At 36.5% G+C, this 25,323-nt stretch carries 20 protein-coding genes; 10 read left to right on the plus strand and 10 right to left on the minus strand.

The features are described from left to right. Positions 1-2: 2 nt before the first annotated feature. Positions 3-536, minus strand: coding sequence for a hypothetical protein (locus ACQ33O_RS09265; protein ID WP_430995291.1), 534 nt, complete (start codon positions 534-536; stop codon positions 3-5). 114 nt (positions 537-650) lie between these two features. Between ACQ33O_RS09265 and rnr the strand changes: the two genes are divergently transcribed. From rnr to ACQ33O_RS09290, 5 genes are all read left to right on the plus strand, one after another. After that, positions 651-2,654 carry a ribonuclease R gene (gene rnr / locus ACQ33O_RS09270; protein ID WP_430995292.1) on the plus strand — a complete coding sequence of 668 codons (2,004 nt, stop codon included), beginning with the start codon at positions 651-653 and terminating at the stop codon, positions 2,652-2,654. Next, positions 2,655-3,620: a polyprenyl synthetase family protein gene (locus ACQ33O_RS09275; RefSeq protein WP_430995293.1), complete on the plus strand. Its 966-nt coding sequence runs from the start codon at positions 2,655-2,657 to the stop codon at positions 3,618-3,620. A 71-nt stretch (positions 3,621-3,691) separates the two neighbouring features. Then, positions 3,692-5,437, plus strand: a complete 1,746-nt coding sequence (locus ACQ33O_RS09280) for an amino acid permease (protein WP_430995294.1) — start codon at positions 3,692-3,694, stop codon at positions 5,435-5,437. A 162-nt stretch (positions 5,438-5,599) separates the two neighbouring features. Further along, the gene (locus ACQ33O_RS09285) at positions 5,600-6,613 is read left to right on the plus strand and encodes a Smr/MutS family protein (protein WP_430995295.1); all 1,014 of its coding nucleotides are present in this window, start codon (positions 5,600-5,602) and stop codon (positions 6,611-6,613) included. A gap of 344 nt (positions 6,614-6,957) precedes the next feature. After that, positions 6,958-8,514, plus strand: a complete 1,557-nt coding sequence (locus ACQ33O_RS09290; RefSeq protein WP_430995296.1) for a hypothetical protein — start codon at positions 6,958-6,960, stop codon at positions 8,512-8,514. A 9-nt stretch (positions 8,515-8,523) separates the two neighbouring features. Here the strand turns inward: ACQ33O_RS09290 and ACQ33O_RS09295 are convergent, their stop codons facing one another. The 3 genes from ACQ33O_RS09295 to ACQ33O_RS09305 form a co-directional block, all read right to left on the minus strand. Continuing rightward, positions 8,524-9,225 (minus strand): hypothetical protein, encoded by a 702-nt coding sequence (locus ACQ33O_RS09295; RefSeq protein ID WP_430995297.1) that lies wholly within the window; start codon positions 9,223-9,225, stop codon positions 8,524-8,526. A 59-nt stretch (positions 9,226-9,284) separates the two neighbouring features. Next, a complete protein-coding gene (locus ACQ33O_RS09300; RefSeq protein WP_430995298.1) occupies positions 9,285-10,067 on the minus strand; it encodes a hypothetical protein in 783 nt (260 codons plus the stop codon). 147 nt (positions 10,068-10,214) lie between these two features. Further along, complete coding sequence (locus ACQ33O_RS09305; protein WP_430995299.1) at positions 10,215-13,949, minus strand: InlB B-repeat-containing protein; 3,735 nt, start codon at positions 13,947-13,949, stop codon at positions 10,215-10,217. Between the two features lie 240 nt (positions 13,950-14,189). Here ACQ33O_RS09305 and ACQ33O_RS09310 point away from each other — a divergent pair, with 240 nt between their 5' ends. After that, entirely contained in the window at positions 14,190-14,639 is a 450-nt protein-coding gene (locus tag ACQ33O_RS09310; RefSeq protein ID WP_430995300.1) for a GldM family protein, read from the plus strand. Between the two features lie 39 nt (positions 14,640-14,678). On the opposite strand, the gene ACQ33O_RS09315 is transcribed toward ACQ33O_RS09310, so the two are convergent. Beyond that, entirely contained in the window at positions 14,679-16,130 is a 1,452-nt protein-coding gene (locus ACQ33O_RS09315; protein ID WP_430995301.1) for an SLC13 family permease, read from the minus strand. Positions 16,131-16,261: 131 nt separating this feature from the next. Between ACQ33O_RS09315 and ACQ33O_RS09320 the strand changes: the two genes are divergently transcribed. Together ACQ33O_RS09320 and ACQ33O_RS09325 are read left to right on the plus strand one after the other, a co-directional pair. After that, positions 16,262-17,785, plus strand: coding sequence for a hypothetical protein (locus ACQ33O_RS09320; protein WP_430995302.1), 1,524 nt, complete (start codon positions 16,262-16,264; stop codon positions 17,783-17,785). After that, complete coding sequence (locus ACQ33O_RS09325) at positions 17,785-18,480, plus strand: DUF5995 family protein (RefSeq protein WP_430995303.1); 696 nt, start codon at positions 17,785-17,787, stop codon at positions 18,478-18,480. The genes ACQ33O_RS09320 and ACQ33O_RS09325 overlap by 1 nt, the downstream gene beginning before the upstream one ends. 3 nt (positions 18,481-18,483) lie before the next feature. On the opposite strand, the gene ACQ33O_RS09330 is transcribed toward ACQ33O_RS09325, so the two are convergent. Both ACQ33O_RS09330 and ACQ33O_RS09335 read right to left on the minus strand, forming a co-directional pair. After that, positions 18,484-19,479, minus strand: coding sequence for a methylenetetrahydrofolate reductase (locus tag ACQ33O_RS09330; protein WP_430995304.1), 996 nt, complete (start codon positions 19,477-19,479; stop codon positions 18,484-18,486). Positions 19,480-19,699: 220 nt separating this feature from the next. After that, the gene (locus ACQ33O_RS09335; protein ID WP_430995305.1) at positions 19,700-20,263 is read right to left on the minus strand and encodes a hypothetical protein; all 564 of its coding nucleotides are present in this window, start codon (positions 20,261-20,263) and stop codon (positions 19,700-19,702) included. A 227-nt stretch (positions 20,264-20,490) separates the two neighbouring features. On the opposite strand from ACQ33O_RS09335, the gene ACQ33O_RS09340 reads away from it, so the two are divergent. Further along, entirely contained in the window at positions 20,491-21,093 is a 603-nt protein-coding gene (locus ACQ33O_RS09340) for a PepSY-like domain-containing protein (RefSeq protein ID WP_430995306.1), read from the plus strand. An 84-nt stretch (positions 21,094-21,177) separates the two neighbouring features. On the opposite strand, the gene ACQ33O_RS09345 is transcribed toward ACQ33O_RS09340, so the two are convergent. Both ACQ33O_RS09345 and ACQ33O_RS09350 read right to left on the minus strand, forming a co-directional pair. Then, positions 21,178-21,771 carry a YdeI/OmpD-associated family protein gene (locus tag ACQ33O_RS09345; protein ID WP_430995307.1) on the minus strand — a complete coding sequence of 198 codons (594 nt, stop codon included), beginning with the start codon at positions 21,769-21,771 and terminating at the stop codon, positions 21,178-21,180. A gap of 13 nt (positions 21,772-21,784) precedes the next feature. Beyond that, positions 21,785-22,351: a DUF4256 domain-containing protein gene (locus ACQ33O_RS09350; RefSeq protein WP_430995308.1), complete on the minus strand. Its 567-nt coding sequence runs from the start codon at positions 22,349-22,351 to the stop codon at positions 21,785-21,787. 170 nt (positions 22,352-22,521) lie between these two features. Here ACQ33O_RS09350 and ACQ33O_RS09355 point away from each other — a divergent pair, with 170 nt between their 5' ends. Continuing rightward, a complete protein-coding gene (locus ACQ33O_RS09355) occupies positions 22,522-24,816 on the plus strand; it encodes a WD40 repeat domain-containing protein (protein WP_430995309.1) in 2,295 nt (764 codons plus the stop codon). A 10-nt stretch (positions 24,817-24,826) separates the two neighbouring features. Here ACQ33O_RS09355 and ACQ33O_RS09360 read toward each other — a convergent pair whose 3' ends face one another. Further along, the gene (locus tag ACQ33O_RS09360) at positions 24,827-25,222 is read right to left on the minus strand and encodes a hypothetical protein (RefSeq protein WP_430995310.1); all 396 of its coding nucleotides are present in this window, start codon (positions 25,220-25,222) and stop codon (positions 24,827-24,829) included. Positions 25,223-25,323: the final 101 nt, after the last annotated feature.

The following is a 25,323-nucleotide window of genomic DNA, read 5'->3' on the forward strand; positions in this document are numbered from 1 at the left end:
GGTCATTTTTTATTTTTAAAGTAAGTTCTTTTTATTTTATTGGCAACACTTTTAAATGCTGCTGTTTGATGATTTTCATTTTCTTCGATCAGTAATTTTATCTCAGGTAATATCTCCGGGTATTTTTTAACAAGATTACTCAATACATTCAAAGCAAATACTCTTACTGCTATTGGCTCTTCAGGAGCCGCGGCATATTTAAAACAAAGGTCCATTAATTGGCCTTCATATTTTTCCGGGATATCAACACATTGTAATGCACGGAGGCTATTTCGTTTTACAGCATCAATCAGTTTTTCTTTAGAAAGTATGTTTATTATGTCGGTAAAATGTTTTTTGATCAATGCAGGATGTTCCTGTACGCAATAGCTCATTGGCCATGCCGCCATTTTTACCAGTTTTAACTCTTTACCGGAGAAGTGGGTAAACAATTCGTCAAATCTTTTCTGGTCAGAACCTACCCATGCTACGATCTTATTGCATTGAGCTTTTGAATGTTCTTTTACCAATTCTTCCCTTAAACTAAATAGAGCCACGGTATTTTATTTGCTTCAAAAGTAAAATAAAATTTGACGAAACGTCTCAGTGTAACACTGTGTTCCCTATGGTAAAATCATTCTTTGTGTCAAATACTTTGTAAATTGCACCATATGAGTAAAAACAGCAGGTCAGGCTCCAAAAAATCATCCCAAACTTTAGTAGTAAAAGGTAAATTAGATATCAGCAGAAGCGGTATGGGCTATGTGATCATTGAAGGAAGAGAAGATGATATTGTTATCCGACCCAATAATTTCGGAAGAGCTTTTCATGGCGATACGGTTCGAGTACAGATCAATAAAGAAAATCAAAAAGGCAGACGTACAGAAGGTATCATAACCGAAGTAGCCGAAAGAGCAAAAAGCACTTTTGTCGGCAATATAGAAGTAAACAAAAACTTTGCATTCTTTACACCGGCAACTGATAAAGCCATTCCGGATTTTTATGTTCCCACAGAAAAATTGAATGGAGCTAAAAACGGCGATCGTGTGGTGGTAAAAATGGTAAAATGGGATAAGGCTGATAAAAAGCCGGAAGGTGAAGTAGTGAGTGTATTGAAAGCGGAAGACGTGAATGATATGGCTATGAAGGAAATATTGATCGATGGAGGTTTTCCTTTATCGTTTAGTGATGATGTGATGAAAGAAGCAATGAGCCTTTCAGAAAAAATCACCAGAGAGGAATTAAAAAAACGAAAAGATTGTCGTGATATTTTGACTTTCACCATTGACCCGATCGATGCAAAAGATTTTGATGATGCTATCTCTATCCGCAATTTAGATAATGGTTGTTATGAAATTGGGGTGCACATTGCAGATGTAAGTCATTTTGTAAAACCGGATAGCATATTAGATAAGAGTGCCTACGAAAGAGCCACCAGTGTGTATTTGCCCGATAGGGTAAATCCGATGTTGCCGGAAAATATCAGTAATGAATTATGTTCATTGCGTCCGAATGAAGATAAATATACTTTCTCCGTAATATTTCAGATAACTAACAGGGCAGAGATCAAACATAAATGGATCGGTCGAACACTTATCCACAGCGATCATCGTTACACATACGAAGACGTGCAGGAGATCATTGAGAAAAAAGATGGATTGAATTTTAAAGCAATACTCTTATTGAATGACCTTGCTAAGAAATTCAGAAAGGAAAGATTTGATAATGGTGCTATTAATTTTTCGTCGCAGGAAGTACGTTTTAAACTGGACGAGAACGGAAAGCCATTAGGCATTGTTGTAAAAGAGAGCAAAGATGCACATAAGTTGATAGAAGAATTTATGTTACTGGCAAACAGAACTGTTGCAGAATATGTTTCTAAGATAAAGATCAATAAACAGCCAATACCGTTTCCTTATCGTATTCATGATACACCGGATGAAGAGAAACTAAAGCCATTTGCCGCTTTTGCAAAGAAATTCGGTTATAAGTTCGATATTAAAGATGAAGCTGCGGTTGCAAAATCTTTCAATGATCTGTTGAAAGATGTGAATGGCAAACCGGAGCAGCATGTATTGGAACAACTGGGTATCCGCACAATGGCAAAGGCGGTTTATACTTCAGAAAACATCGGCCATTATGGTTTAGGCTTTGAACATTATTGCCATTTTACTTCGCCTATCCGTCGTTACCCGGATGTAATGGTGCATCGTATCTTACAGGAATGTTTGGATAAGAATTTGAAGCTTGACAAGAAAATGGAGGAGAAGTGTAAGCATTGCAGTGATAGGGAACGCAAAGCTATGGAATCGGAAAGAGCAGGAAATAAATACAAACAGGTTGAGTTCATGCAACAATACCTCGGAGAAGAATTTGATGGTATCATTAGTGGTGTTGCGGCATTTGGGTTCTTTGTGGAAACGGTTTTACATAAATGCGAAGGCATGGTAACGGTAAGAGACCTCAATACATATGACGATTTCCGTTTGGACGAAACAGACTATGCATTAGTTGGGTTGCGTACCGGTAAAAAATTCAGAATGGGTGATGCTGTAAAAATAAAAGTGGTAGCGGCTAATTTGGAAAAACGTCAGTTAGATTATGAATGGGTAGTAGGAGATGAAAAACTGGATGCCAAAAAATCAAAATTTAACGATAAGAAGAAAAAGAAGTAAATGAAATCTTTTACAGAGTTATCAAAATTATTCGAAGAGAAATTCAGTGGAAGTCATTTTCCTGCTCATACGCCAACTTTATATACGCCAGCGGAATACATTTTGCAGATAGGCGGTAAAAGAGTTCGTCCCGTTGCAGTATTGATGGGCAACGAGTTGTTTGATGCAATTACCCCAGATGCATTTGAGGTAGGTGCGGCAATAGAATTATTCCATAATTTCAGTTTGATACACGATGATATAATGGACAAGGCACCATTACGAAGAGGGGTGCAAACGGTGCATACAAAATTTGGAGAATCAACAGCTATATTGGCTGGAGATGTAATGCTGGTGCAGGCGTACGAATATCTGAACAAGATCAAAGCTTTGCATTTGCAAAAGATATTGCAATTGTTCACCAAAACTGCCAGAGAGGTTTGTGAAGGTCAGCAATTGGATATGGATTTTGAAAGCAAAGCAAATGTTAGTTTGGATGAGTACGTGAACATGATCACTTTAAAGACCTCTGTATTATTGGCCGCTAGTTTGCAACTAGGAGCAATTTTAGGTGGGGCAAGTGAACATAACCAGCATCATATTTATGAATTTGGTAAGAACCTGGGTATCGCTTTTCAGGTGCAGGATGATTATCTGGATTGCTTTGGCGATGCCGAAAAATTCGGCAAACAAATTGGTGGAGATATTCTTGCCAATAAAAAAACATTTTTGATGATTCATGCGTTTGAGACTGCATCTGCAGAACAATTGGCAACATTGAAAAAATTAATGACCGATAACCCTTCCGATAAGGTAGAAAAAGTAGTACAAATATTCAACGATTGCAAAGTAGGTGAGTGGGCACAACAATTAAAAGAAAAATATCTTCAAACTGCGTTACAACATCTGGATGATGTTGCAGTTTTATCCAATCGTAAGCAGCCATTGGTGGAATTAGCCAATTATTTGATACAGAGAGAAAGTTGATCTCTCACAGAGCTATAAAAGCTATTACTTCAAACAAATTTTCTTAATTTACCTGTTCAAAACTGAACGGCATGGCAAATTCTTTATTTCGTACAAAGAAGATCGAAAATATTTTAGCAGAAGGCGGCGATGATACACATGGAGGCGGTGGCTTGAAAAGAGTATTGAATGTAAGAGACCTTACATTTTTTGGGATAGCTGCTATTCTTGGAGCCGGTAGTTTCAGCAGCCTTGGCGGTGCAGTTTTTAATGGAGGCCCCGGTGTGGTTATTTTATTTGTTATCACAGCAATTGCCTGTGCATTTACTGCTTTTTGTTATTCGGAGTTTGCAAGTCGTATACCCGTTGCCGGTAGTGCTTATACTTATGCTTATGCAAGTTTTGGTGAGTTGTTTGCCTGGATCATCGGTTGGGCACTTATCATGGAGTACTCTATCGGCAATATTTATGTAGCTTATAGCTGGAGCGATTATTTTACTTCTTTCCTCAGTAAGACCGGTTATGATATTCCTGCCTGGTTAAGCACCAGTTATATGGAAGCAAAAGGGGCTATAGCAGATGGTAGTACTAAGCCGGATGTGCTGGCCGCATGGAACAATGCACCTGTGGTTGGAGGCTTAAGAATAATTTTAGACCTGCCTGCTTTTGTTATTAATTTTCTGATCACCTATTTGGTCTATCGTGGGGTAAAGGAAAGTCGCAATTTCAGTAATGTAATGGTGATATTAAAATTAGCCGTTGTGTTGTTGATCATTTTAGTAGGTGGTTATCTTGTTTTTCACAATGATCTTACACATAACTGGTTGCCTGCAAATGATGATGGTGTAAGATCGTTTATGCCGAAAGGTTTTGGCGGTGTAATGGCAGCGGTAGCGAGTGTATTTTTTGCTTATATCGGTTTCGATGCAGTAAGTGTATTGGCTGAAGAAAGTAAGAACCCTCAAAAAGATCTACCGAGAGGTATGATCCTTTCCTTGGTGGTTTGTACCATCATTTATATTTTACTAACGTTGGTACTAACCGGAGCAACTAATTTCAGAAATTTTGATAATGTTGGAGATCCGTTAGCATTTATTTTTGAAAAAGATAATCTCAATGTTGGTTGGATGCAATTTTTGGTTTCTATATGCGCCGTTATTGCTATGACAAGTGTATTGCTTGTTTTTCAAATGGGACAACCACGTATATGGATGAGTATGAGTCGTGATGGTTTGTTACCTCCTGTATTTCAAAAAGTACATCCAAAATATAAAACACCATCATTTGCTACTATTGTAACGGGTGCTGTTGTAGGTATTCCGCTATTTTTTACAGATAAAACTTTTGTGCTTGACTTTACCAGCATTGCAACATTGTTTGCCTTTGTATTGGTTTGTGGTGGCGTGCTTTTGATTCCAAGAAAAGAAAAGCAACCCGGTAAATTTAATCTTCCTTACGTTAACGGACAGGTTATTTTCCCGATCATAGTAATTGGGGCAATGATTGGTGCGTATTATATTTCAAAAACATATTTCGTTGATATGTTCAATTTTGATTTTAGTAAAAATGCCGATTATGTAAGTGGCAAGATCACTTTCATGGATGCGGCATTGCCTAATATTTCATTGATCATCTTTTGGTTGTCTGCATTGGTTTTAAGCGTGATCACATTCTTTAAAAAATATTCTCTCATCCCTTTGATGGGGCTTATCACCTGCATGTATTTGCTTACTGGTATGACAAAAGCTAACTGGGCATGGTTCTTAGCTTGGCTAGCAATAGGCTTGATCATTTATTTGTTATATGGGTACAAAAAAAGTAAACTGGCCAATCAATAGAGACACGGATAACATTGATATATCGAGACTGTAACGGATAAAATCAATGTCAATATCTTATCTGTGCTTCTATCCTTAACTTTGCAATCATAAATTATTTGATGTTCGACGGACTTTAATATCATTACTAAACGTACTAAACACTAAACTCCCTAAACCAAATTGAAATTCGAAGAAGGAGATAAAATAATTGTATTACTTACCGAAGAAGAAGGAAAAGTAGTAGAGATCATGAATGAGAAGATGGTCATGATAGAAGTGAAGGGTGTAAGATTCCCTACCTATACCGATCAGATAGATTTCCCTTATTTCAAAATGTTTTCAAAAAAACGAGTTGAAGAAAAACAAAAAGTATTTATCGATAATGTAAAATCTGAAAAGGGAAGTACAAAACAAAAAGTTGCCGATGGTATGTTTGTGTCCTTTGTGCCGGTTTTCAGTAAAGATGTTTTTGATGATCAGATCATAGAAAAATTCAAACTATATCTTATCAATCAAACCGACATTGAATTTAATTTCACTTATGATCTTGTATTCAACGGGGTATCCGATTTCGAATTACATAATTCAATTACTCCTTTAAACGATTTTTATCTCAACGATGTAAAGTTTGAGGAGTTGAGCGATAATCCTCGTTTTGAATTTGAATTTTCTTTAAAAAAGCCTGATAAACGCAAAGCGGAATATTTTGAAGCTTCTTTAAAAATAAAAGCAAAGCAATTGTTTAAACGCATTGAGGAAATGCAGTTAAAGAATGAACCATCTTTTTCTTATTTACTTTTTCAGGAGTATCCTGATAAAGTAGAAGAAGTAAAAGTGGACCTGTCAAGACTTGGAAATTCCGGCTACAGAATATATAGTGCACACGAGATCAGACAAAATATGCCTGCACCACAAAGTGTTGTAGATCTGCATATAGAGAAACTTACAGATAATTGGAAGCATCTTAGTAATTTTGAAATATTGACCATACAATTAAAGGCCTTTGAGAAGCATTATGATGCAGCAATAGCTCATTATCAGCCCAATATGATTGTTATACACGGTATTGGAGCAGGTAAATTGAGAGACGAAATACATGAAATATTAAAGGGAAAAGGGCAGGTAAAATCGTTCAGAAACCAATATCATCCTAATTATGGCTATGGAGCCACAGAGATCTTTTTTGAATATTAGGGAAATCTTAAAAAAAAGTTAAGAAAATATGATGTTTGTAATGTTTTTTTACCGTACTTAGCAGCACTAAAAAAAAGAGTTCCTCCGTAGAAACGGAAGAACTTTAACGATTGCTTGCCATATGAAAAATTCTTAAAAGTATTTTTTATTGCCCTCAGGGCGCCTCACGATTGGATGTCATTTTAACGATTGCTTGCTTATGAACTTTATTTCCAACCTTCTTACACAAAAGTAAGAGGGTTTTGTTTGCGTGTAAAACCAACTTTAAAGTGTTTTTATTACGCTAAAACCGTTAAAATAAACGCAAAATCCTTTATGGTATTGTGTTTCAGTAAACTTAATTAATGATGTCCAACAGATTTTCAGATATATTATTTCAATTAATAAAGTCGCTGGAGAAGTCCGAAAAGCGGAATTTCAAGCTATATATTAAAAGAAGTTCTCATAATGAACACCTTAAAATAGTAGAATTGTTTGATGCAATGGATAAATTGCCCGAATACGACGAAGCAATTTTACTAAAAAAACTCTCTTCTATAAAAAAACCTCAGTTATCAAACGTAAAAGTGCATTTGTATAAGCAACTGTTGAGTAGCTTACGCTTATTAAAAAGTACTGAGAGTATTGATATGCAGTTGAATGAACAACTTGATTTTGCCCGTATTCTATATAACAAAGGTTTGTATCATCAAAGTTTAAAAATCCTTGAAAAATTAAAAGAATCTGCTAAGTCAAATTACAAGTATAATTTTTTAATGCAGGTTGTTGCGTGGGAAAAAAAGATCGAATCATTGCATATCACCCGGGGAATGCAACATCGTGGAGAACAGTTGTCTGCCGAAGCGATTGAAGCCAATACAAGGGTGGAGATGGTAGCACGTTTATCTAACCTTGCAATACAGTTGTATAGTTGGTTCATCAAAAATGGTCATGCAAGAAATGAAAAAGATGAAGTAGGGGTAAAAAAATTCTTTAAAAAGAATTTGCCGGCAGATGCCATTACTCAAACAGGCTTTTATGAAAGATTATATCTATATCAGAGTTATTGTTGGTATGCATTTATTCGTCAGGATTTTATACAGTATTACAAATATTCTCAAAAGTGGATAGATCTGTTCAACGAATATCCTTTTATGATAAAGGTAGAAACAGGTTATTATATTAAGGGAATGCATAACCTGTTGAATGCGCATTTTGATCTTCGAAATTCGCAGGGCTTTGAAATTACTTTAAAAGACTTTGAGGCATTTTCTAAAACTGATCTGGCTAACAGGCATGATAACCACCGTATACAAACATTCGTGTATATCAATAGTGCAAAGATCAACCAGCATTTTATGTTGGGTAGTTTTTCCGAAGGTCTTTCGCTGGTGCCTTATGTTGAAGAGAAATTGGATGAATATTCATTGTATTTGGATAACCATCGCATTCTCGTTTTTAATTATAAAATAGCGTCACTTTATTTTGGTAGTGGTGATTACAATACTTGTATCGATTACCTTCAAAAGATTATTCATGATCATGTCGATTTTAGAGGCGATCTGCAGTGCTATTCAAGGCTGATGCACCTTTTGGCGCATTATGAATTAGGCAATTCTGAATTGATCGATTCTCTTACAAAATCGGTTTACCGTTTTATGGCTAAAATGGAGAATCTTACCGTAGTAGAAGAGGAGATGTTTAAATTTTTACGTAATTCATTTAATGTGCATCGATCTAAATTAAAGCCTGAGTTGGAAAAGTTTCTGTTTAAAATAAAAGCATTGGAAAAAAATCGTTTCCAAACACGTTCGTTCGCTTATCTCGATATTGTTTCTTGGGTTGAAAGTAAAGTATATCAAAAGCCGATGGCAACTGTTATCAAAGAAAAATTTCTTGCAAGAAAAAAAAGAAATTATTAGTCTACGCTTTCACTTTTTTAATAATTGTTTGATGGTTACCAGGTGACTGAATAGTACAAGGGGTACCACAAAAGTTGGCAACCAACTAAAAGGAAAATAAAATATGGCAATATTTGGTTGATCAAAAGCGAATCGCTGAAATGCGAAAGGAGCAGCAAGTACGGCATTGATAACAATGTTTAGTAAAAGCCCCAGGCAAATAAAATTCCACAACAAAATGATCTGTTTACTTAGATTGCCTTTTGTTAATCCCACATAGGCAATGATGGGAGCTGTAATACCTGCCAGGATATCAAAGTTTCTGCCTTCAAAAGTCATTAATTGCGGAATGGCTTTATGCATAAAAAGCCAGAGCAGTACAATTTCTACCGGTACTCTTATAACATGCAAGTAAGTAAGGTGTTTAATGGATAGTTGATCTATAAAATTTCTTCCACTTTTTCTTATAAATAAAAACAAAATAAACAAGAGCATAGGGGCAATGCCAAAAACCAAAATTTTAGGGGGCATAGCTTCTATACTGGAATTATAAATGCCAATATAGGTCAGCACAGCTTGAAGTATAAGCCAATCAATCGATCCGATCAATATAAAGAATGCGGTTTTTCGCTCTATGTTCGAATTGCGAATCACCCAATAAAATAACAGGAGTGTGGCGACTGTTGTTAATCCGAAAACAATCGCTATATACACGGGCAAATTTTCAAGCATGATTTTGTGTATTTATTGTTGAAACAATGTACAACAATAAATAATTTTATGACAGGACTTTATCGGGTAATTTCGAAATAACCGCTATTGATAAATGTATCCTTGTCATTATAAATATCTACGACATATTTACCCACTTTCGTTGCATCTACCGGAACTTTTATCCAGTCCCAGTCAAGGTCGCCTACAGTAAAGGTTTCCTGATAAGCTTTTTCCTTATAATTTGCTCCTGTGTAAACATATAGTGTAACAGACTTTGTTTTAAATGCACTGTCATTGGTTATCAGACATACCAAGTGCTTAGATCCATTTACAAGTTTAAATGTACTTGCTTCTCCAACTAATTTTGCATTTTCAACACTTTCTCCGAATGCAACAGTAGAACTTGCATAATAATCGCTATTTGTAATTGCTGAAGGATTGCTTGTACCTTCATCACTCATATAAGCAATATTGGCCATGGTTTTTGCCAATGTAACGTTGTTTTTACCCAACACAGAAACTCTATAATCTCCATCAGAAGTAAACTTATAATCATACATTGCCCATTTCTTTTTGTCGCTAATATTATTATAGAAACTTTCACGGGCATAAAATACAAAATTCCCAGCGGCATTTTTTTTGTCAACCTGCAAGGTCAATGATTCGTTGATGGCTCTATCCTGTGAATACACAATATAGACATAGCTTCCGGTCTTCTTGATATCCCAGTCTTTATTAATGCCTATTGGCTGTCCGGTAGTTTTATCGTAATCTGTACATAATACAACTTTTTCGTTTTGAGCAAATCCTAAGGAGACGTTCAAAAGAATTATTGAGAGCGCTAAAATTAACTTTTTCATAAAAAGACTTTATTAAGTGTTTGACAAACGTACAGAAAAATAATGTTAAATAAAATACCCAAGAGCAGGTATTTATTTCCGATGGTTATAAAAAGAAGAGGCTGCATTAATGATGCAGCCTCTTAACAATGCTTGCGTTGGTTTTGGTTATAGGATAGAAAGTTGTTGCGTTTTTACCTCGCCGTTTGAATGTTGTATCCGGATAAGGTAATTACCGCTATTCGCTTTTTTCGTAGAATATGTAATTTGATGATTCCCTTTAGAATAAAATTTACAGCCAAGATCATCCACCATTCTGCCAAGCTGGTCGTACACTTTAATGGAAACCTTATCGGCAGATGATAAACTAAAATTGATCTGTGTAAACCCTTTTGCAGGATTTGGATAAATTTTACTGATGACAATAGCTTCTCGATTGATTGCCGGTCTTGCCGCCGAGCAGTTGGCTGCAGCAGGACTATTTCCTGTAACTTCTATCCAGTCAATGTCCGCAGTTGCATTAGAGCTGACAGATTCTAATCTTATACTGTTATTGCCTGCTGCTAAACTAACCGTAACAGTAGCTGTAGCAAAAGTAGTACTGCTGCTTGTTTTGGGGAAAGGAACAGCACTGTTTACCACTAGGCCATTGATCAACAATTTCATTGTATAGGTATTGCTTGTACTGCTATTAACATACCTCCAGCTAAGTGTATAGCTGCCGCCTTCTGGGCTAAACACTTTCCAGTTAACGCCTTTTGCCAGCGAGTTGGTAAGATTGATCACTTTGCCATTGTTAGCACCGCTATTGCTGCTTACAGTTCCTTCAACCAAACAAAGTCCGGTAGTTGCTGTGGCATTATCTTCAATTCTTATTGTACTGTTTCCATTTGAAATAAGCTGGAAGTTTGCAGTAACAATTTTATTGCCGTTCATACTAACGGTAGTTGAGTTTGTAGTGCCTGCAGCATCTCCGCTCCATCCTGTAAATGTGTATCCGCTGGCCGGATTGGCTGTAACCGTTGCTACTGATCCTGCGTTGTATGTACCTGCACCAGTTACAGTGCCGCCTGCTGTAGGTAAAGAAGCAGTAGTCAAGGTATATGTAACAATTATTGGTGTGAAATTAGCCGTAATAGCTTTGTTAGCATCTACAGTAACGGATATAGAAGTTGCAGTGCCTGAAGCATCTCCGCTCCATCCTGTAAATGTGTATCCGCTAGCCGGAGTAGCCGTAACCGTTACTACTGATCCTGCGTTGTAAGTACCTGCACCAGTTACAGTGCCTCCTGCTACCGGAGAAGCAGTGGTGGTTAATGTATACGTCATCGGAGCAAAATTAGCTGTAACAGCTTTGTTTGCATCTATTGTAACGGATATAGAAGTTGCAGTGCCTGCAGCATCACCGCTCCATCCTGTAAATGTGTATCCGCTAGCCGGAGTAGCCGTAACCGTTACTACTGATCCTGCGTTGTATGTACCTGCACCAGTTACAGTGCCTCCTGCTACCGGAGAAGCAGTGGTGGTTAATGTATACATGATCGGAGCAAAATTAGCTGTAACAGCTTTGTTTGCATCTATTGTAACGGATATAGAAGTTGCAGTGCCTGCAGCATCACCGCTCCATCCTGTAAATGTGTATCCGCTAGCCGGAGTAGCCGTAACCGTTACTACTGATCCAGCGTTGTATGTACCTGCACCTGTTAAAGTGCCGCCTGTTGTAGGAGAAGCTGTTGTTGTTAATGTATATGTGACAACTACAGGTGTAAAGTTTGCCGTAACGGATTTGTTCCCGTTCATGGTAATATTTACTGAAGTTGCTGTGCCTGATGCATCACCAGACCAACCTGTAAATGTATAACCGCTTGCCGGAGTGGCTGTAACTGTTGCAACCGTTCCTGCAGTGTAAATGCCTGCTCCAGTAACTGTACCTCCGGGAGATGGAGTAACCAATGTAGATAGGCTATAGGTTGTTGTAGTTGAACAATTTGCCGCCGTTGGTGTTTCTCCGGTAATTTCAATCCAATCTATATCTGCTGTTGCTGCAGATGTTGTTGTTTCCAGACGTATCTTATTTATGCCCTGAACCAGTGTAACAGTCTTGCTTGTGTTGGAGAATACAGTACTGCTGCTTGTTTGTGGGAAAGGAAGTGCTACATCAATTGTTACGCCATTCACAAGCAGTTTCATAGTAAAGGCATTGCTACTGCTGCTGTTCACATACCGCCAGTTCAACGTATAAGATCCTGTTGTTCCTGCACTAACACTCCATTCAATTACTTTATTGATCGAGTTAGAAAGATTGATCACCTTGCCGTTATTGGCTCCGCTATTAGTACTGATGGAACCATCAAATAAACAAAGCCCTGTTGAAGTTGTTGCATCATCCTCAATTCGGATGGTAGAGCCACCGCCGCCACCGGATAGCTGGAAGTTGGCTGTAGCAGTTTTATCGCTGTTCATTGTAACTGATGCAGAAGTTGTTGTGCCCGTTGCATCTCCGCTCCATCCTGTAAAAATATATCCTGCTGCCGGTATAGCGGTTAGTGTTGCTACTGCACCTGCATTGTAAGTACCTGCACCTGTTACGGAGCCGCCGGCTGAAGGATTGCTGTTTGTTGTTAAAGTATATGTAGTAGTTGTTATGGCTTGAAAGTTAGCTACTACAGATTTGTTGCCGTTCATCGTAACAGAAATAGAAGCTGCTGTGCCTGAAGCATCTCCACTCCATCCCGTAAATGTATAGCCATTTGCAGGGGTAGCTGTTACCGTTACAGATGAGCCGGAATTATAAGTGCCTGCACCGGATACTGTGCCACCAATTGTTGGAACTGATGAGGCACTGAGTGTATAGGTAACGGGAGGAGGAGTGCCGTCACAAACCGGACTTGTAAGTGTTGCACCTGCACCGGCCATTACTTGAGCTTTTACATTTGCCACAGGCGTAATGGTTAATGTGTAGGGAGGTGTAAACGAAGTGCCGCTTCCGGTAGTATTGCCTGATGTGCCGGTAAAAATATTATTCCTTGATGTAATAGCTGTAAATGTATTATCCATTTTATCAATAGGGCTATTCACATTTTCAAAAACGTTGCTCTCAACCAACAGGTCTGCTTCAAAGCCAGCCATTACACATTTATTAGCTACAGTGCTATTGAAAAGATTGTTTACCATATGTACCTTTCCGAAACGTACTCTGGGCATACGTTCCTTACAACCCTGAGCCCACCAGCAATTTTGCATTGTTACACGAAGTTTACCTCTGTCGCCGGTAGCCCCATCACTTGAACCAAAAAGATTTGAAAATCGATGGTCGTTCGAACCACCTGGGCCGCCGGGGATTGGAGCCTTTTTATAAATGAATTTGCACCAGGTGACAGAAATATAATCTGCTGCGTTTTTTATATCAAGATTTCCATCCATCCCATCCTGAAACTCACAATGGTCTACCCAGATGTTTGTGCTATTATCAATCGTAATATTATCCCAACCATCTGTATCATATGCTCCGGGGCCTTCAAATGTTATATTCCTTAAGATCACATTTGTACATCTTTTCATATAAAGAATACCTGAGCCATCCTTTGTAAGATCGGTAGATACTAATTTAGATCCCGGTAATCCGTAGATCGTTTTTCCTGTTTGATCTTGAAAGCTAATACGACCGGCCGCCGGAATTGTAATGGTTCCTGAAATATGTACCACTTTTACTGAACTAGTTGTAATAGCTGTTTTGAGAGCTGCATACGTAGTAACAACTGTAGGGGTAGCTGTTCCTCCACCCGTTACACCACCGTTTTGAGTAACCCAACCAACAGGTGTGCATTGGTCTTGCGAAAAGGAAAAAGAAAACTGGAGCAATGATACAAGGAGTATCATCACGAATTTGGTGATAGATTTCATGGCAAACGTTTTAGTAGGTAATTTATCATCAAAATTTATTCCCTTTTACTCATGAGGCCGTTTGCACCCAATATATTTTTATGCAATCGTTGCCATTGCATAAAATCAGGGAGCAAAAGGCAGGTTTAAAAAATGTTAAACATTTAAACTGCACTTGGTTGAATTGTGATTGTAACATTTTCTTCACTTACTAAACTGTAGTTTTAAGTTCATTCATTCACCTCTTCTAAACCTAACAAAATGAAACATCCATTTCTTTGTGCTTTGCTGAGCACTTGTATGCTGCAGGCTAATAGTCAGCTTGCATTTGTTGAACAACCCAAAACTTCTTACGGTTATTTTTCCGGATCTGAAATGAAAAGTGAAACAACAGTTCTTGAATCTCAACCGGGTGATGGCTTTGGGAAGATGTCGGCTACTACATTTAAAAATCAGGAATATTGCCGGGCTGAGCTGGAAAATTTTGAGTTTGATGCACATTTTAGTGTGATAGGTGCTACTGTGTATTTTTCAGGGGCTAATTTTAAGGGGATAGAAAAAGGAACAATCACAAGTAGCAGCTTGAAGCCGCTTAGTGCATTAATGGCTCGTTGCATTCCGGGCTCAATCGTTATTTTTGATGAGGTCAAAGTTGTTGGTCCGGATAAAAAAGTACGTACCATTCCGGGTATCAGTCTTCGATTATATTAATTTGGGTTCCTGCAATACTTTAGTGTATTGCAGGAAATTTTATTTAACTGCCATCACTAACGGCAGTAATAACCAGCAGAATATTGTTATAAAAATTATACAAACAATATTAAGTACAAACCCTGCTTTTAGCATATCTTTTAGTTTGATATGACCGCTTGCAAATACAATGGCATTTGGCGGAGTACCCATTGGAAGCATACTTGCACAACTGGCTCCAAGTGTCATTGGAACACCTAATAATAATGGATCAATATGTAATGCAATAGCCACTGCTGAGATAACCGGTGCCATCACTATAACTTGAGCTATGTTACTCATCACCTCACTTAAAAAGACTGAAATGGTTGTAACGATCAATATCATAATAAAGATATTGCTGCTTGCAAATGATGCAATGTATGCACCGAGTTGAATCATCAATTTAGCATTCTCTAATGCAGTAGCAACAGCAATGCCGCCGCCGAATAATAGCAAAATGCCCCAGGCCATTTTATTAGTGTCTTTCCATTCTAGCAACCTTTCATTTTCTTTTCCTGATGGAATGATGAATAAACTGATAGCGCCTGCCAGTGCAATAATTGTGTCGTCTAATTTTATTGTATGTTGTAGGCTGTTTAAGATGTCTTTGGTTATCCAAAGAAAAACAGTTGCTGAAAAAACAAATAATATTCTTTTTTCAGAGATATTTATCTTGCCCAAATTTTTTAATTCGTGCTTTATGTAACTCCTTCCTTCTTCGCCATGCTTGATGTTATTTGGAAATAACCATTTTGTTAAAACAAAATACAAGGATAAGAGGAGTGCAATGGCCAGAGGTGTAAAGATGGTCATCCAGCTAACAAAACCAATATTGTAGCCGAATTTTTCACTGATATGATTCACAAAAGCCACATTAGGTGGTGTGCCTATGATGGTGGCAATGCCGCCGAAATTACTGGCATAGGCAATGCATAGCATCAATACCAGTGAAAAATTTTTCACACCGGTATTTTCTTTATTGTGTGATGCTATTACTGCAATAACAGGGGTGGCAATCGTTGCCATCATCATTGCAGTGGCGGTATTACTGAGCCACATACTCAGAAAACCTGTTGACAATATAAAACCCAGAATGATCTTGTTACCGTTAGTGCCGGTCAGATTAATAATGTTTAATGCTATTCTTTTGTGCAGATCCCATTTTTCGATTGCAATACCGATAAAGAATCCTCCCATAAATAAAAAGATAATACTATCCGCATATGATTTACTGACTTCCTTAATAGGGCTTATGCCAAGCAAGGGAAACAATACAATCGGAACAAGTGCCACAACGGCCAGTGGCATGGCTTCGAGAATCCACCAACTAATGATCAATACAGCAGTAGCTAATACCAGTTTTGCTTTTGGATCTAATCCTAAAGGGTTAAAAAGAACAAAGAATGAAAATAAAATAATACCTGAAATCAGTGCAACAGCTTTTTGATTACTTCTAATTAAGTTCATCATACGTTACCAATAGATTATTCGTATACAAAATAGGGTAGTTTTGGTAATAAATATGCAACCATTTTTAAGACCATGTAAAATACCTTGCATTGGGTATCTGATTTTTGCCTGTCATTGATTATTTTGCTGCAATGAAACTAACCGGAGCAAATTCTTTAAATACATCGGTACCTCTAGGAAGTCAAAATTTACACGAGAGCTTCAATGATGAACATGAAGCTATGCTGAATTTATTGGCTGATAACATTAAGCATGATAATTCTTTTTCATACAAGTTTTCGGATGAATTGATGCGTTTCATGAAATTCAGCGGATCAATGCTCTTGTCTTTTCCGGTTGGGTTGTATATGCGTCAGAAGATTCGTAAAAATAAACGCCTTAATTATATTTTACAATTCAATGAACTATTGCAGGTTCGAAATAATATAGAGAAGGGTTCTTTTGCGTATGATACCTTGTTGTTTCGTCAGAATGCTTTTCAAATATTACAAAACAAGAGTCATCTTGCTAACCTTGTTTGTTTAGCAATTTTATTCGGAGATGAGTTCATTGATGGAATTGCTACAAGCTATGGGAAAGATAATATCAAAACTGTATTGAGTAATGAAGCGGTTGATTACAATCTTAGGTATAAAAAATCTGATAAAGGAATAGAACTATATTATGAATTTGATATTTGTAATGTATTGCCACAATCGATATTGGAGGAGATCAATCCTAAATACGAGATTACCTATAAAGCCTTTTACGAGCACCTTCAATTTTTATTAAGTGAGATGAATCTTCATCTCAATAAATTGAATACGGAGAAAGGGGTAGAGGCTGCTCAACTTATCTGTAAGGCCTGTAACAAGTGCTTCGACACCTATAAGGTTGATATAAACGCCTTTAATGAAAATTTTTCATTGAGCGATCTTTTACAATACCAAAAAACAAAAGATGATGATATTATTCAGGTGTTGCTGACATTAAGAGCGGTTTTGCTTGACAAAAAACAACTGCAATTTCAGAAGCAATTTTCAAGCTGGAGCAGTATGGTACGTAGTATGCAGTTGTATGATGATATGCAGGATGTTGCAGCAGATTGTAATTATCAAATGAACATTCTTTGTTTTTTTGCCAAGAATTATTTTGCGGATGAATGGCAATGGTTATTGAATCATAAAAGTCAATTGTTGAATTATCGGGGACTTCAATTGCATAGTGCTGTTAGTTTACATATGCCGGCAAGTTGTATGATGACAATGCAGTTTGCACGGAATATTGCTCACACAAAATTGAGTTGGGTGCAAAGAAAAATTCAGAATTATTTATGGAGAAAGAATTGGCTTGGATTCAATAATGCCTTATTGAATCAAAAAACTTTTTGTCTTTCTGTTGTGATGGATAAAGAAGAGATCAGCATTCCGCTTAAGTTTCATTATATTGAAAAAATGGTAATGCAGGCTGATCATCAATTTATTTCTGATGATATGAAATGGGCTCATATAGTAGATATAGCTTTAATGGATGATCAATTACGGACATTTATTTTCGATAAAGTAACGATCAAACAAAAGTATTTCTTAAAAAGTTGCTATCTCGAATTGCCGCTTAGAGAAAAAGCGACTTTGTCAAAAGCCATCTTGTCCTTAATAAACAATCCTGTAATTTGATGAAGCGTTTGTTAGTGCTCGTGTTTTCAATATTTTCCTTTGCTTCGAATGCACAGCATGCTTTCAATGCAGTTGTGATCGATAGTTTGGAGAAAATTGGGAATACTCAAACGCCTTCGAAGCATTTTGCAAAGCTATATCGACAGTCAATATTGTACACAAATAAACAATTGCTTACAAAGCCTGATAGTGTTCGACGATTTATTATTGGTTTCGAAAATTCATTTGCCTCGTTTTTTTTCAAAGCACATCAAAATTATATTGATCGAAAAGAGCAATCGCCTGTATGGGAAAAATATTATTCAAATAAAAATTTCAGTGAATTGCAATTTCAGTTCATTGGTATCAATGCTCATATCAACGGCGATATGGGAGAGGCATTGAAAGCAGTGTACACCTATGATACTTTAAAAAAATACAAAGACGAACTGATCGGATTTCAAAAGGCACTCAATAAATTATTTGACAGTTTTTACACAACTACAGCAAAGTATAAAAAAGTTAAAAAACTACATTTTTATACATTGGGTACAGATAAGCAACTTGGGAAAAACATCGTACTGCGTTGGCGTAAGCAACAAATTAAAATGGCAATGACATATTATCGAAATACAAAGAAATATAAACGTCTTTATCGGCGTAATAAAAAGACTATTCGAAAATATGATCGGTTGGCAGTAAAATGGATGAAGTAAGCCTTAGCTTTCTGAAACAACGTCTGGTATCCCAACATGGTTAAAGCCATTTTCTTGTTGCGAAATTTCAGCTCTCAATCCTTTTTCTCTAAGCATTTCACCAATTTTATTCACAAGAAAAATGGATGCTTCTATTTCTTCTTTTCTGATTGCAACACTTTCAATATTAAAACCGAATGGAATGTTGTTGGAAGAGCAATATTCAATTAATTCCGTTGCAATATTCAGTGCAATGTTTACTGATTTTTCAACTGTATTATCTGCAGTAGCAAGTTCTTCTTTTAAATTATCAGGAATATGAATGCCCAACCATTCCATGAAATGAAGTGTTTTTGCAGAGCCGCAAACAGTTAGTGTAAAAATCAGGGTGGGCATTTCTATGCCGCTGGTTTTACAAGTTGCAGTAAGCGCCTCCATTGTTTCCCTTGCATATTCAATATTAAAAATGCATTGAGAAATAAAATATGAAACACCGCTGTTCATTTTATCAATGATTCTTTTGTCTTCATCACCTAATACGGCATGTCTTTCCGGTATGGTAACAGCGCCAACTACTGAATTTTCCTGATGCTTACTCCATACTTCATATGCTTCCTTAAGACTAGTTTTTACCTTATAGTCCGGAGTTGGTAAGCCTACAAATACAGGATAGAATTTATTGTCGGTAAGATCCTGCAACCATTGAGCTAATTCTTCTTTAGTAAATTTTCCAGCAGGTCTGTAGATGATCTTGGGGGTTTGTAAAGATTGTAAATGTTCGCTGGCAAATTTGAATGGATCCAGTGCATTTGAAAAAGGGAATGGTCTTTCTTCAGCAGTTCTTGCAGATTCGTCCTGCACATCATACACTACAAGCGCATCAATATCTAACGGATATAAACGAGTTAGCGTTCTCTCTGCAATAGCAGCTACTTTTTCAGCGGCTGTTTCTGCTTTAGGTGGAGTAATGCCGTATAATAAAATTCCTGAATCTTTCCTCTTGATCTTCTGTAAGAACATGCGTTTGAGTGTTTAAGGGTCGCAAAAATAGTCAATTATGAGGTATTCTTTGCTGTAAGATATAAGTAATTGACAATCAAAGATTATAATTGATAGCGGTTAGCTGTTTATCGCAAGAGATAGGTTCAAATATGCAAATAAGCATTGGCCTTAAAATCGCATCGTAATAAATTAATGTCTTGAAAAATTAAATAAAACTATAATGGCGATCAGATTAATTTTAATTCTTTTTATCTTCTATTTCAATCTTATTAGATAGAAAATAATATGACTTAACAAGTGTATTAAAGGCATCTGTTGAACTGTTGAAACCTTCCTGTGTTCTGCAAGTTAAAATTATCATCGACCAGGATGAGCCGGCATCGATGTATGCCATTGCTTCAAAATTGCCGTAAGATTTTCCTGATAGATATCGAACCTTAGCTTTGGTGCTGTCATTGATCTTAATATCATCTTTTACAACGATCTTAATGTCGGCGTAGTTCCTGATAAAATCTTTTCCGTCTTTTTCAATCAGGTCATCTATATTTTTATATCCGGTTTCTTCAAATATTCCCGATGTGGCATACATAACAGATTCTCCCTCAGACCATGATTCTCCTTCTTTGTAAAAGACAGCATGCAAACCCTGTGATACACCTGCTTGATTATCCAACACCCAGCCATCGGGTGCGGTTAACATGAAGGCATGGTTTTTTCCGTAAATCATGCCACTTTTTAGCGACTGACAGAAAATATTTGTAACAAATAAAAGGAGTGTAGTAATTAAAAAGAGTTTCTTCATAGTACAAATCTATTTTTTTTTTACATAATGATAAATGCGAAAGTGTGAATAATGTAAATATTATTGAAAATGATGTAACAGTTACTGCTCTGCATCGATATACTTTCGCATTGGTTTTGTAAGGTTATTAAGTTTGAGTCGGGTTGGATTTCTATCCGGCCCCTCTTTTACCCTAATTAACTTTTTAAAATCTCTAAAATATATAAATAACCAAACTAAAAAAAATTATGAAAAAGAAATTAATCGGTTTTGCGGCAATTATTATGACAATAATGACCAGTTGTAATAGTGCTGATAGCAAAACAGCTGAAGCTGATACAGTAGTAGTAAAAGAAAAAACTAAGGAAGTAACTACTGTGTACAAAACTGTAGAAGTAGCGCCGATCGTTCAAACAAAATTTATTGAAAGATATCCTGCAGCAAGTGATGTGCAATGGGTAAGATATCAGGATGTGCCTGTAACAGACGCTGACTGGAATCTTATGGACTGGGCTTCTTTAGACACTACAGATTATGCTGCAAAATATGTAATTGATAAAAAAGATTACTGGAGTTGGTACACACCACAGGGTGAATGGATATCTACGGTATCGACTATAGAGTCTACAGAAGTGCCGGCGGCAGTAAACAAAACACTTCAAAGTCAATTTCCCGGTTACACTATTACATTTGTAAACAAAGAGAATTACAAAAACAAAACAGCGTATAAAGTTAAACTGGAAAAAGGCGATGATAAGATGAAAGTAGTAATGGATGAAAATGGAAGTATAATGAAGCAGAAAGGAGAGGAAGACGGACAAAAAATAAAGATCAAAGACAAAAGTTTATAATAATTATAGTTGTCTAATACAAAAGCACAGATCAGAAATCTGTGCTTTTGTTATTTAATTTAAAATATTGATGATTTAATTTTGTCAATCATTTAGGCCTTTTCCTTTGAGGATTTGGGGTATACATTTTTTAATTCTCGATTCCCTTGTTTTAGATTGTTTAGGTGCAGAAAAATAAAGAAGGTATGCTCTTTGTCTACCCGGAGTTAATGCATTAAACGCTGTTTTTAATGCAGGTGTCTTATTTAATATGGTTTGAAATTCTTCGGGAATAGCATATTCTGCAGTCTTCTTTAAAGTCACTTTCAAGCCGGCTTTTTCTACCTCGATAGCTTCAAGGATATATGTTTTAAGTATTTTACTCAGCTTAATTATTTCTTTTACATTGGTAAACCGAATCTGACGGGCTGCCTGTACTTGCTGTGTTTGTTGTATAAGTATTTTTTTTGTGTCCTTTAACAAAGCCCCTTTAAAAAATAAGAAAGCACAATATTCTTTGAATGAATGTATTAAAACAACATTGCTTTTGTCTAATGTGTAACATGGGCAACCCCATTTCAATTCTTCAGTCAATCCGCAGTCAAGAGCGATCATTCTTAGTTGATTGATCTCTTCCTTCCATTTTTTTTCTTTGCTGAAATAAAAATCAACCGAAGGGTTCATAATATTCTTTGTCATAGTGCTATCTTTTTTAAACGCTTAATGAACCACGGAATCCTCTTGCTGCATAGTACGATTCTGCTCCATTGTGATAAAGAAAGACTGTATTGTAACGACGATCGCAAAAGAGGGCGCCACCCAATTTTCGAATATCCGGAGGTGTTATTATCCAGCTGGATGTTTTTGTATCGAAACTGCCTAATTGTTGTAGCGCTCTGTATTGTTCTTCTGTTAATACTTCAATACCCATATCAGCAGCCATTTCAATGGCACTGTTTTCAGGTTTGTGTTCTTTCCTTTTTTCCAGTGCTTCATGGTCGTAGCAAACACTTCTTCGGTTTTTCGGACTTTCCGCAGAGCAATCATAAAAAATATATTCGCCTGTTTTTTTATCCTGACCAACTACATCCGGTTCGCCGCCGGTTTCTTCCATTTGATTCAGTGACCATAACTTTTCAGGATTAGCCTCCAGTCGCTTGTGTATTGCTTCCCACTCAAGGTTTTTATGACGGCTCTTGTTTTTCTCAAAACGGGTTTTTAATGTGCTTAGTAGTTCCTTGCGTTGTTCTGTAGACAACTTCTTAATTATCTTACTCATATTTTATTGTCTGTTTACTTAAATAGTATCATATAATAAGCATAATACGAATATACTTGATATGAGTTGGATGAAGAAAACTTTCAGCTATTGGTTACAGAAAGTTTGCGAATAAAGAAAATAAAGATTAAGTTTAATTTGTCTTACACAATCACCTTATCAATCTTAATATGAAAAAGATTTCCCTTTTATTATTTAGTATGTTTATTGTAGTAGTTGCTTATTGCCAACTGCAACTGAAAGAAAATTACTCAACTTCAACCAACCATTTTGCAAATGATCTGAATTTTAGTAAGGATAATAACTATCTGGTTGTAGTGATAGGTTTTTCTGCAGATGTTTATAAAAAGAGTGATAATGGTTTTGCACTGCTTCAAAGTTTGCCCGGTTGTTCGGGACAGGCTATTCATGCCGGTATCAGCGAAGATGGGAGTTTAGTTGCATTTGGTGCATTTGATCGAATTACATGTATTCATCAAAGGGAAGGTGATAGATATAGTTTGTTACAAAAGCTACCTTCTTCAAAATCGTCCGGTTATGGAGAAGATCTTATCATGCGTTTTACCGGGAATGATAAGTTAATGATCGTAGGTTCTGATGGAACAATACGTTTTTATGAAAGAGAAGATAAAGAGTTCTCATTGGTTAAGACAATTCAGAATAAAGGCGGATTGGAATTTGGCAAAGCGGCCTTATCGCCGAATGGTAAATTGCTTGCCACCATTGATGCAAATGGAAATCTGTATTGCTGGGATATAACAGCTAGTGATGCAGTACGTGGAGCCGCAAGTTTGAAAAGTAATAGATATGTAGGCAAGCTTGATATTGCAGACAATTACTTGCTTGCAGCAGCTTGCGAAGACTCATTAAGTGTTTATAAAGTTTCAAAAGGACTTGATGCAATTAATACATTCTGTAAATTCCCGACTGATAAATACAGCACACTTGCATTTAATCCTACCGGTGATTTTATTGTTACCGGTAATAAAAAAGATCAGCTGGAATTTTTCAAGATCGTAAAAAATGGAGAGCCGGTGTCGCAGAACATTGTTTCGGATGCAACATTAAATTATGATTTTACATCTTGTCATTTTAGTCCTAATGGAAAATGGGTGGCGGCAACAAGTTCCGGTGCAAGAAGATTGAAAATATTTAGTGTGGAAGGAGGACCAAAAGGAGCTCAGGTAAAAGGAAAGCCAATGGATAAGCCTGTTGCAAAGCATACAAAGTCTGGAGCGGATGCAAAAGGCACAAAGCCTGAGAAGATCGTAAAAAGTACAAAGCCTATAGTGTATGCAAAAAATTCAAAGTCATACGCATTTCCAAGTGCGGTGAAGAAAGGCTCAAGAAAAATGTCTTTTCTCTCTCGTCCTGCCGCCAATGGCACAGCCAAACAGTATTTTTTCAGAACATTTGATTCTACAGCAAAGAATAAATTTAAAGTAATCGATTCTATTGTAGATCTAAGTGTAAAAGGGAAAGCTTTACTAAAAATATTTGCCTACGAGTATACTATTACAGATACAGCTGTTTTTTCACAGTGCCTTTACAACTCTTTTGGCGATTGTTTGTATCCCGAAAAAGAAATATTGTTTAAAATGCCTAAAGCCGGAGAAACCGCTAGTTGGGTAGTTACAAAAGGCTATTCAAGAAGTAATCTAACGGCTCAGTTTATTTCCGGTACAAATGCAGACACTTTGTTTGTAGAAGAAAAAGGTGCCGGTAATTTTGTTAAACGTTTATACTATGTTCCTCCAATGGGGCTTGTTAGGGAAGAAGAAGGATTTTCGAATATTGCACCGGGAAAAGGAGGAATTGTTGTTTCGTTTTTGGCCGATCCTGAAGTAACTGCAAAGTGGGTACAAGCCGCCGGTAGTGTAAGTAAATTAACCTTCGATACAGAAACAAACAGAATTACAAACGAATTACCCAATTCTAAAAGAACAAACAAAACGGCTCCTGCAAAACAGCCTGTTAACGATAAAGTTGAGCAATCGGAAATAGACAAGAAATCTAAAGAAGTACATTCGATTTATACGTTACAAGATGCAGTTCATCGGCCAAAAATAAAAATGCTTCTGAAATATCTTGAGGGAAGTATGAAAATGGATAGTAAAGGTAATTTTAATCGCAGTAGTTGGTCTTATTATTCAACACAAATAAAAGATGTCTACTGCAAAGAATTATTTGAAAATATTAAGACATATAAAAAGCAATTGGAATCTTTATCCCTTGCAAAGGGAGAGAATGAGCTAAATGACAAACTACTAACATATCTCTCATCAGCAAATACTTTCGTAACATCATGTGGTGTTTGGGCCGATGCTATTAGTGAAATCGATGCAAGTGATAATACAATATCAACAATGCTTGAAATACTGGAAACAAACTCCAATAAAATGGTAAAAGATGACAATGATGTTCTTACATTTATAAAGCAATATAAAAACAGAAACAATCTTTAAAATATGTGTTTTACCAAACAGCTTTATTTTGAATACGTCTGTATTTAATTGATGTAGCAGGTGAGCCGAAATATCCGTATTTAATTTCGATATTGTTTTCATCGATTGGGTTTACGTAACAATTATCCGGAGGCCATTTGATGATCACCCCTGAATTTGATACCATCGAAGATGAATCTTGTCTGAAAAATTCGAAAGAATTATACACAAGGCTGGAATCTGATATGCTGCCTAAGTAAAACCTTTTTTTATTAAAGTAGAATTGGATCTGATGTTTTGAAGAATCCTGGCTTTCCCAAATACCTAAAAACTTTTGCGGATCTATCATTATTGTTTTTGGTAAATAGGAGAGAGCATTTGCGGAGGAATCTGTTTCAGTTTGTGCATAGGTAGATGACAAAAGCATAAACAGTATTATGGTGAGGCATAATTTCATACAAATAAAATTAATGGTTTAAACTATTGTTGACGCTTTAACCAGATGCCTTTAGAGTAACAATTACATAA

The sequence above is a fragment of the Ferruginibacter sp. SUN002 genome, assembly GCF_050611725.1.
Taxonomy (GTDB): domain Bacteria; phylum Bacteroidota; class Bacteroidia; order Chitinophagales; family Chitinophagaceae; genus Ferruginibacter.

Excerpts from the sequence above, each read along its gene's own strand:
- ACQ33O_RS09305 (WP_430995299.1), bottom strand. The coding sequence starts at position 13,949 with ATGAAATCTATCACCAAATTCGTGATGATACTCCTTGTATCATTGCTC.
- ACQ33O_RS09310 (WP_430995300.1), top strand. The coding sequence starts at position 14,190 with ATGAAACATCCATTTCTTTGTGCTTTGCTGAGCACTTGTATGCTGCAG.
- ACQ33O_RS09335 (WP_430995305.1), bottom strand. The coding sequence starts at position 20,263 with ATGAAGAAACTCTTTTTAATTACTACACTCCTTTTATTTGTTACAAAT.
- ACQ33O_RS09290 (WP_430995296.1), top strand. The coding sequence starts at position 6,958 with ATGATGTCCAACAGATTTTCAGATATATTATTTCAATTAATAAAGTCG.
- ACQ33O_RS09345 (WP_430995307.1), bottom strand. The coding sequence starts at position 21,771 with ATGACAAAGAATATTATGAACCCTTCGGTTGATTTTTATTTCAGCAAA.
- ACQ33O_RS09350 (WP_430995308.1), bottom strand. The coding sequence starts at position 22,351 with ATGAGTAAGATAATTAAGAAGTTGTCTACAGAACAACGCAAGGAACTA.
- ACQ33O_RS09330 (WP_430995304.1), bottom strand. The coding sequence starts at position 19,479 with ATGTTCTTACAGAAGATCAAGAGGAAAGATTCAGGAATTTTATTATAC.
- ACQ33O_RS09280 (WP_430995294.1), top strand. The coding sequence starts at position 3,692 with ATGGCAAATTCTTTATTTCGTACAAAGAAGATCGAAAATATTTTAGCA.
- ACQ33O_RS09300 (WP_430995298.1), bottom strand. The coding sequence starts at position 10,067 with ATGAAAAAGTTAATTTTAGCGCTCTCAATAATTCTTTTGAACGTCTCC.
- ACQ33O_RS09275 (WP_430995293.1), top strand. The coding sequence starts at position 2,655 with ATGAAATCTTTTACAGAGTTATCAAAATTATTCGAAGAGAAATTCAGT.
- ACQ33O_RS09355 (WP_430995309.1), top strand. The coding sequence starts at position 22,522 with ATGAAAAAGATTTCCCTTTTATTATTTAGTATGTTTATTGTAGTAGTT.
- rnr (WP_430995292.1), top strand. The coding sequence starts at position 651 with ATGAGTAAAAACAGCAGGTCAGGCTCCAAAAAATCATCCCAAACTTTA.
- ACQ33O_RS09315 (WP_430995301.1), bottom strand. The coding sequence starts at position 16,130 with ATGATGAACTTAATTAGAAGTAATCAAAAAGCTGTTGCACTGATTTCA.
- ACQ33O_RS09295 (WP_430995297.1), bottom strand. The coding sequence starts at position 9,225 with ATGCTTGAAAATTTGCCCGTGTATATAGCGATTGTTTTCGGATTAACA.
- ACQ33O_RS09320 (WP_430995302.1), top strand. The coding sequence starts at position 16,262 with ATGAAACTAACCGGAGCAAATTCTTTAAATACATCGGTACCTCTAGGA.
- ACQ33O_RS09325 (WP_430995303.1), top strand. The coding sequence starts at position 17,785 with ATGAAGCGTTTGTTAGTGCTCGTGTTTTCAATATTTTCCTTTGCTTCG.
- ACQ33O_RS09340 (WP_430995306.1), top strand. The coding sequence starts at position 20,491 with ATGAAAAAGAAATTAATCGGTTTTGCGGCAATTATTATGACAATAATG.
- ACQ33O_RS09360 (WP_430995310.1), bottom strand. The coding sequence starts at position 25,222 with ATGCTTTTGTCATCTACCTATGCACAAACTGAAACAGATTCCTCCGCA.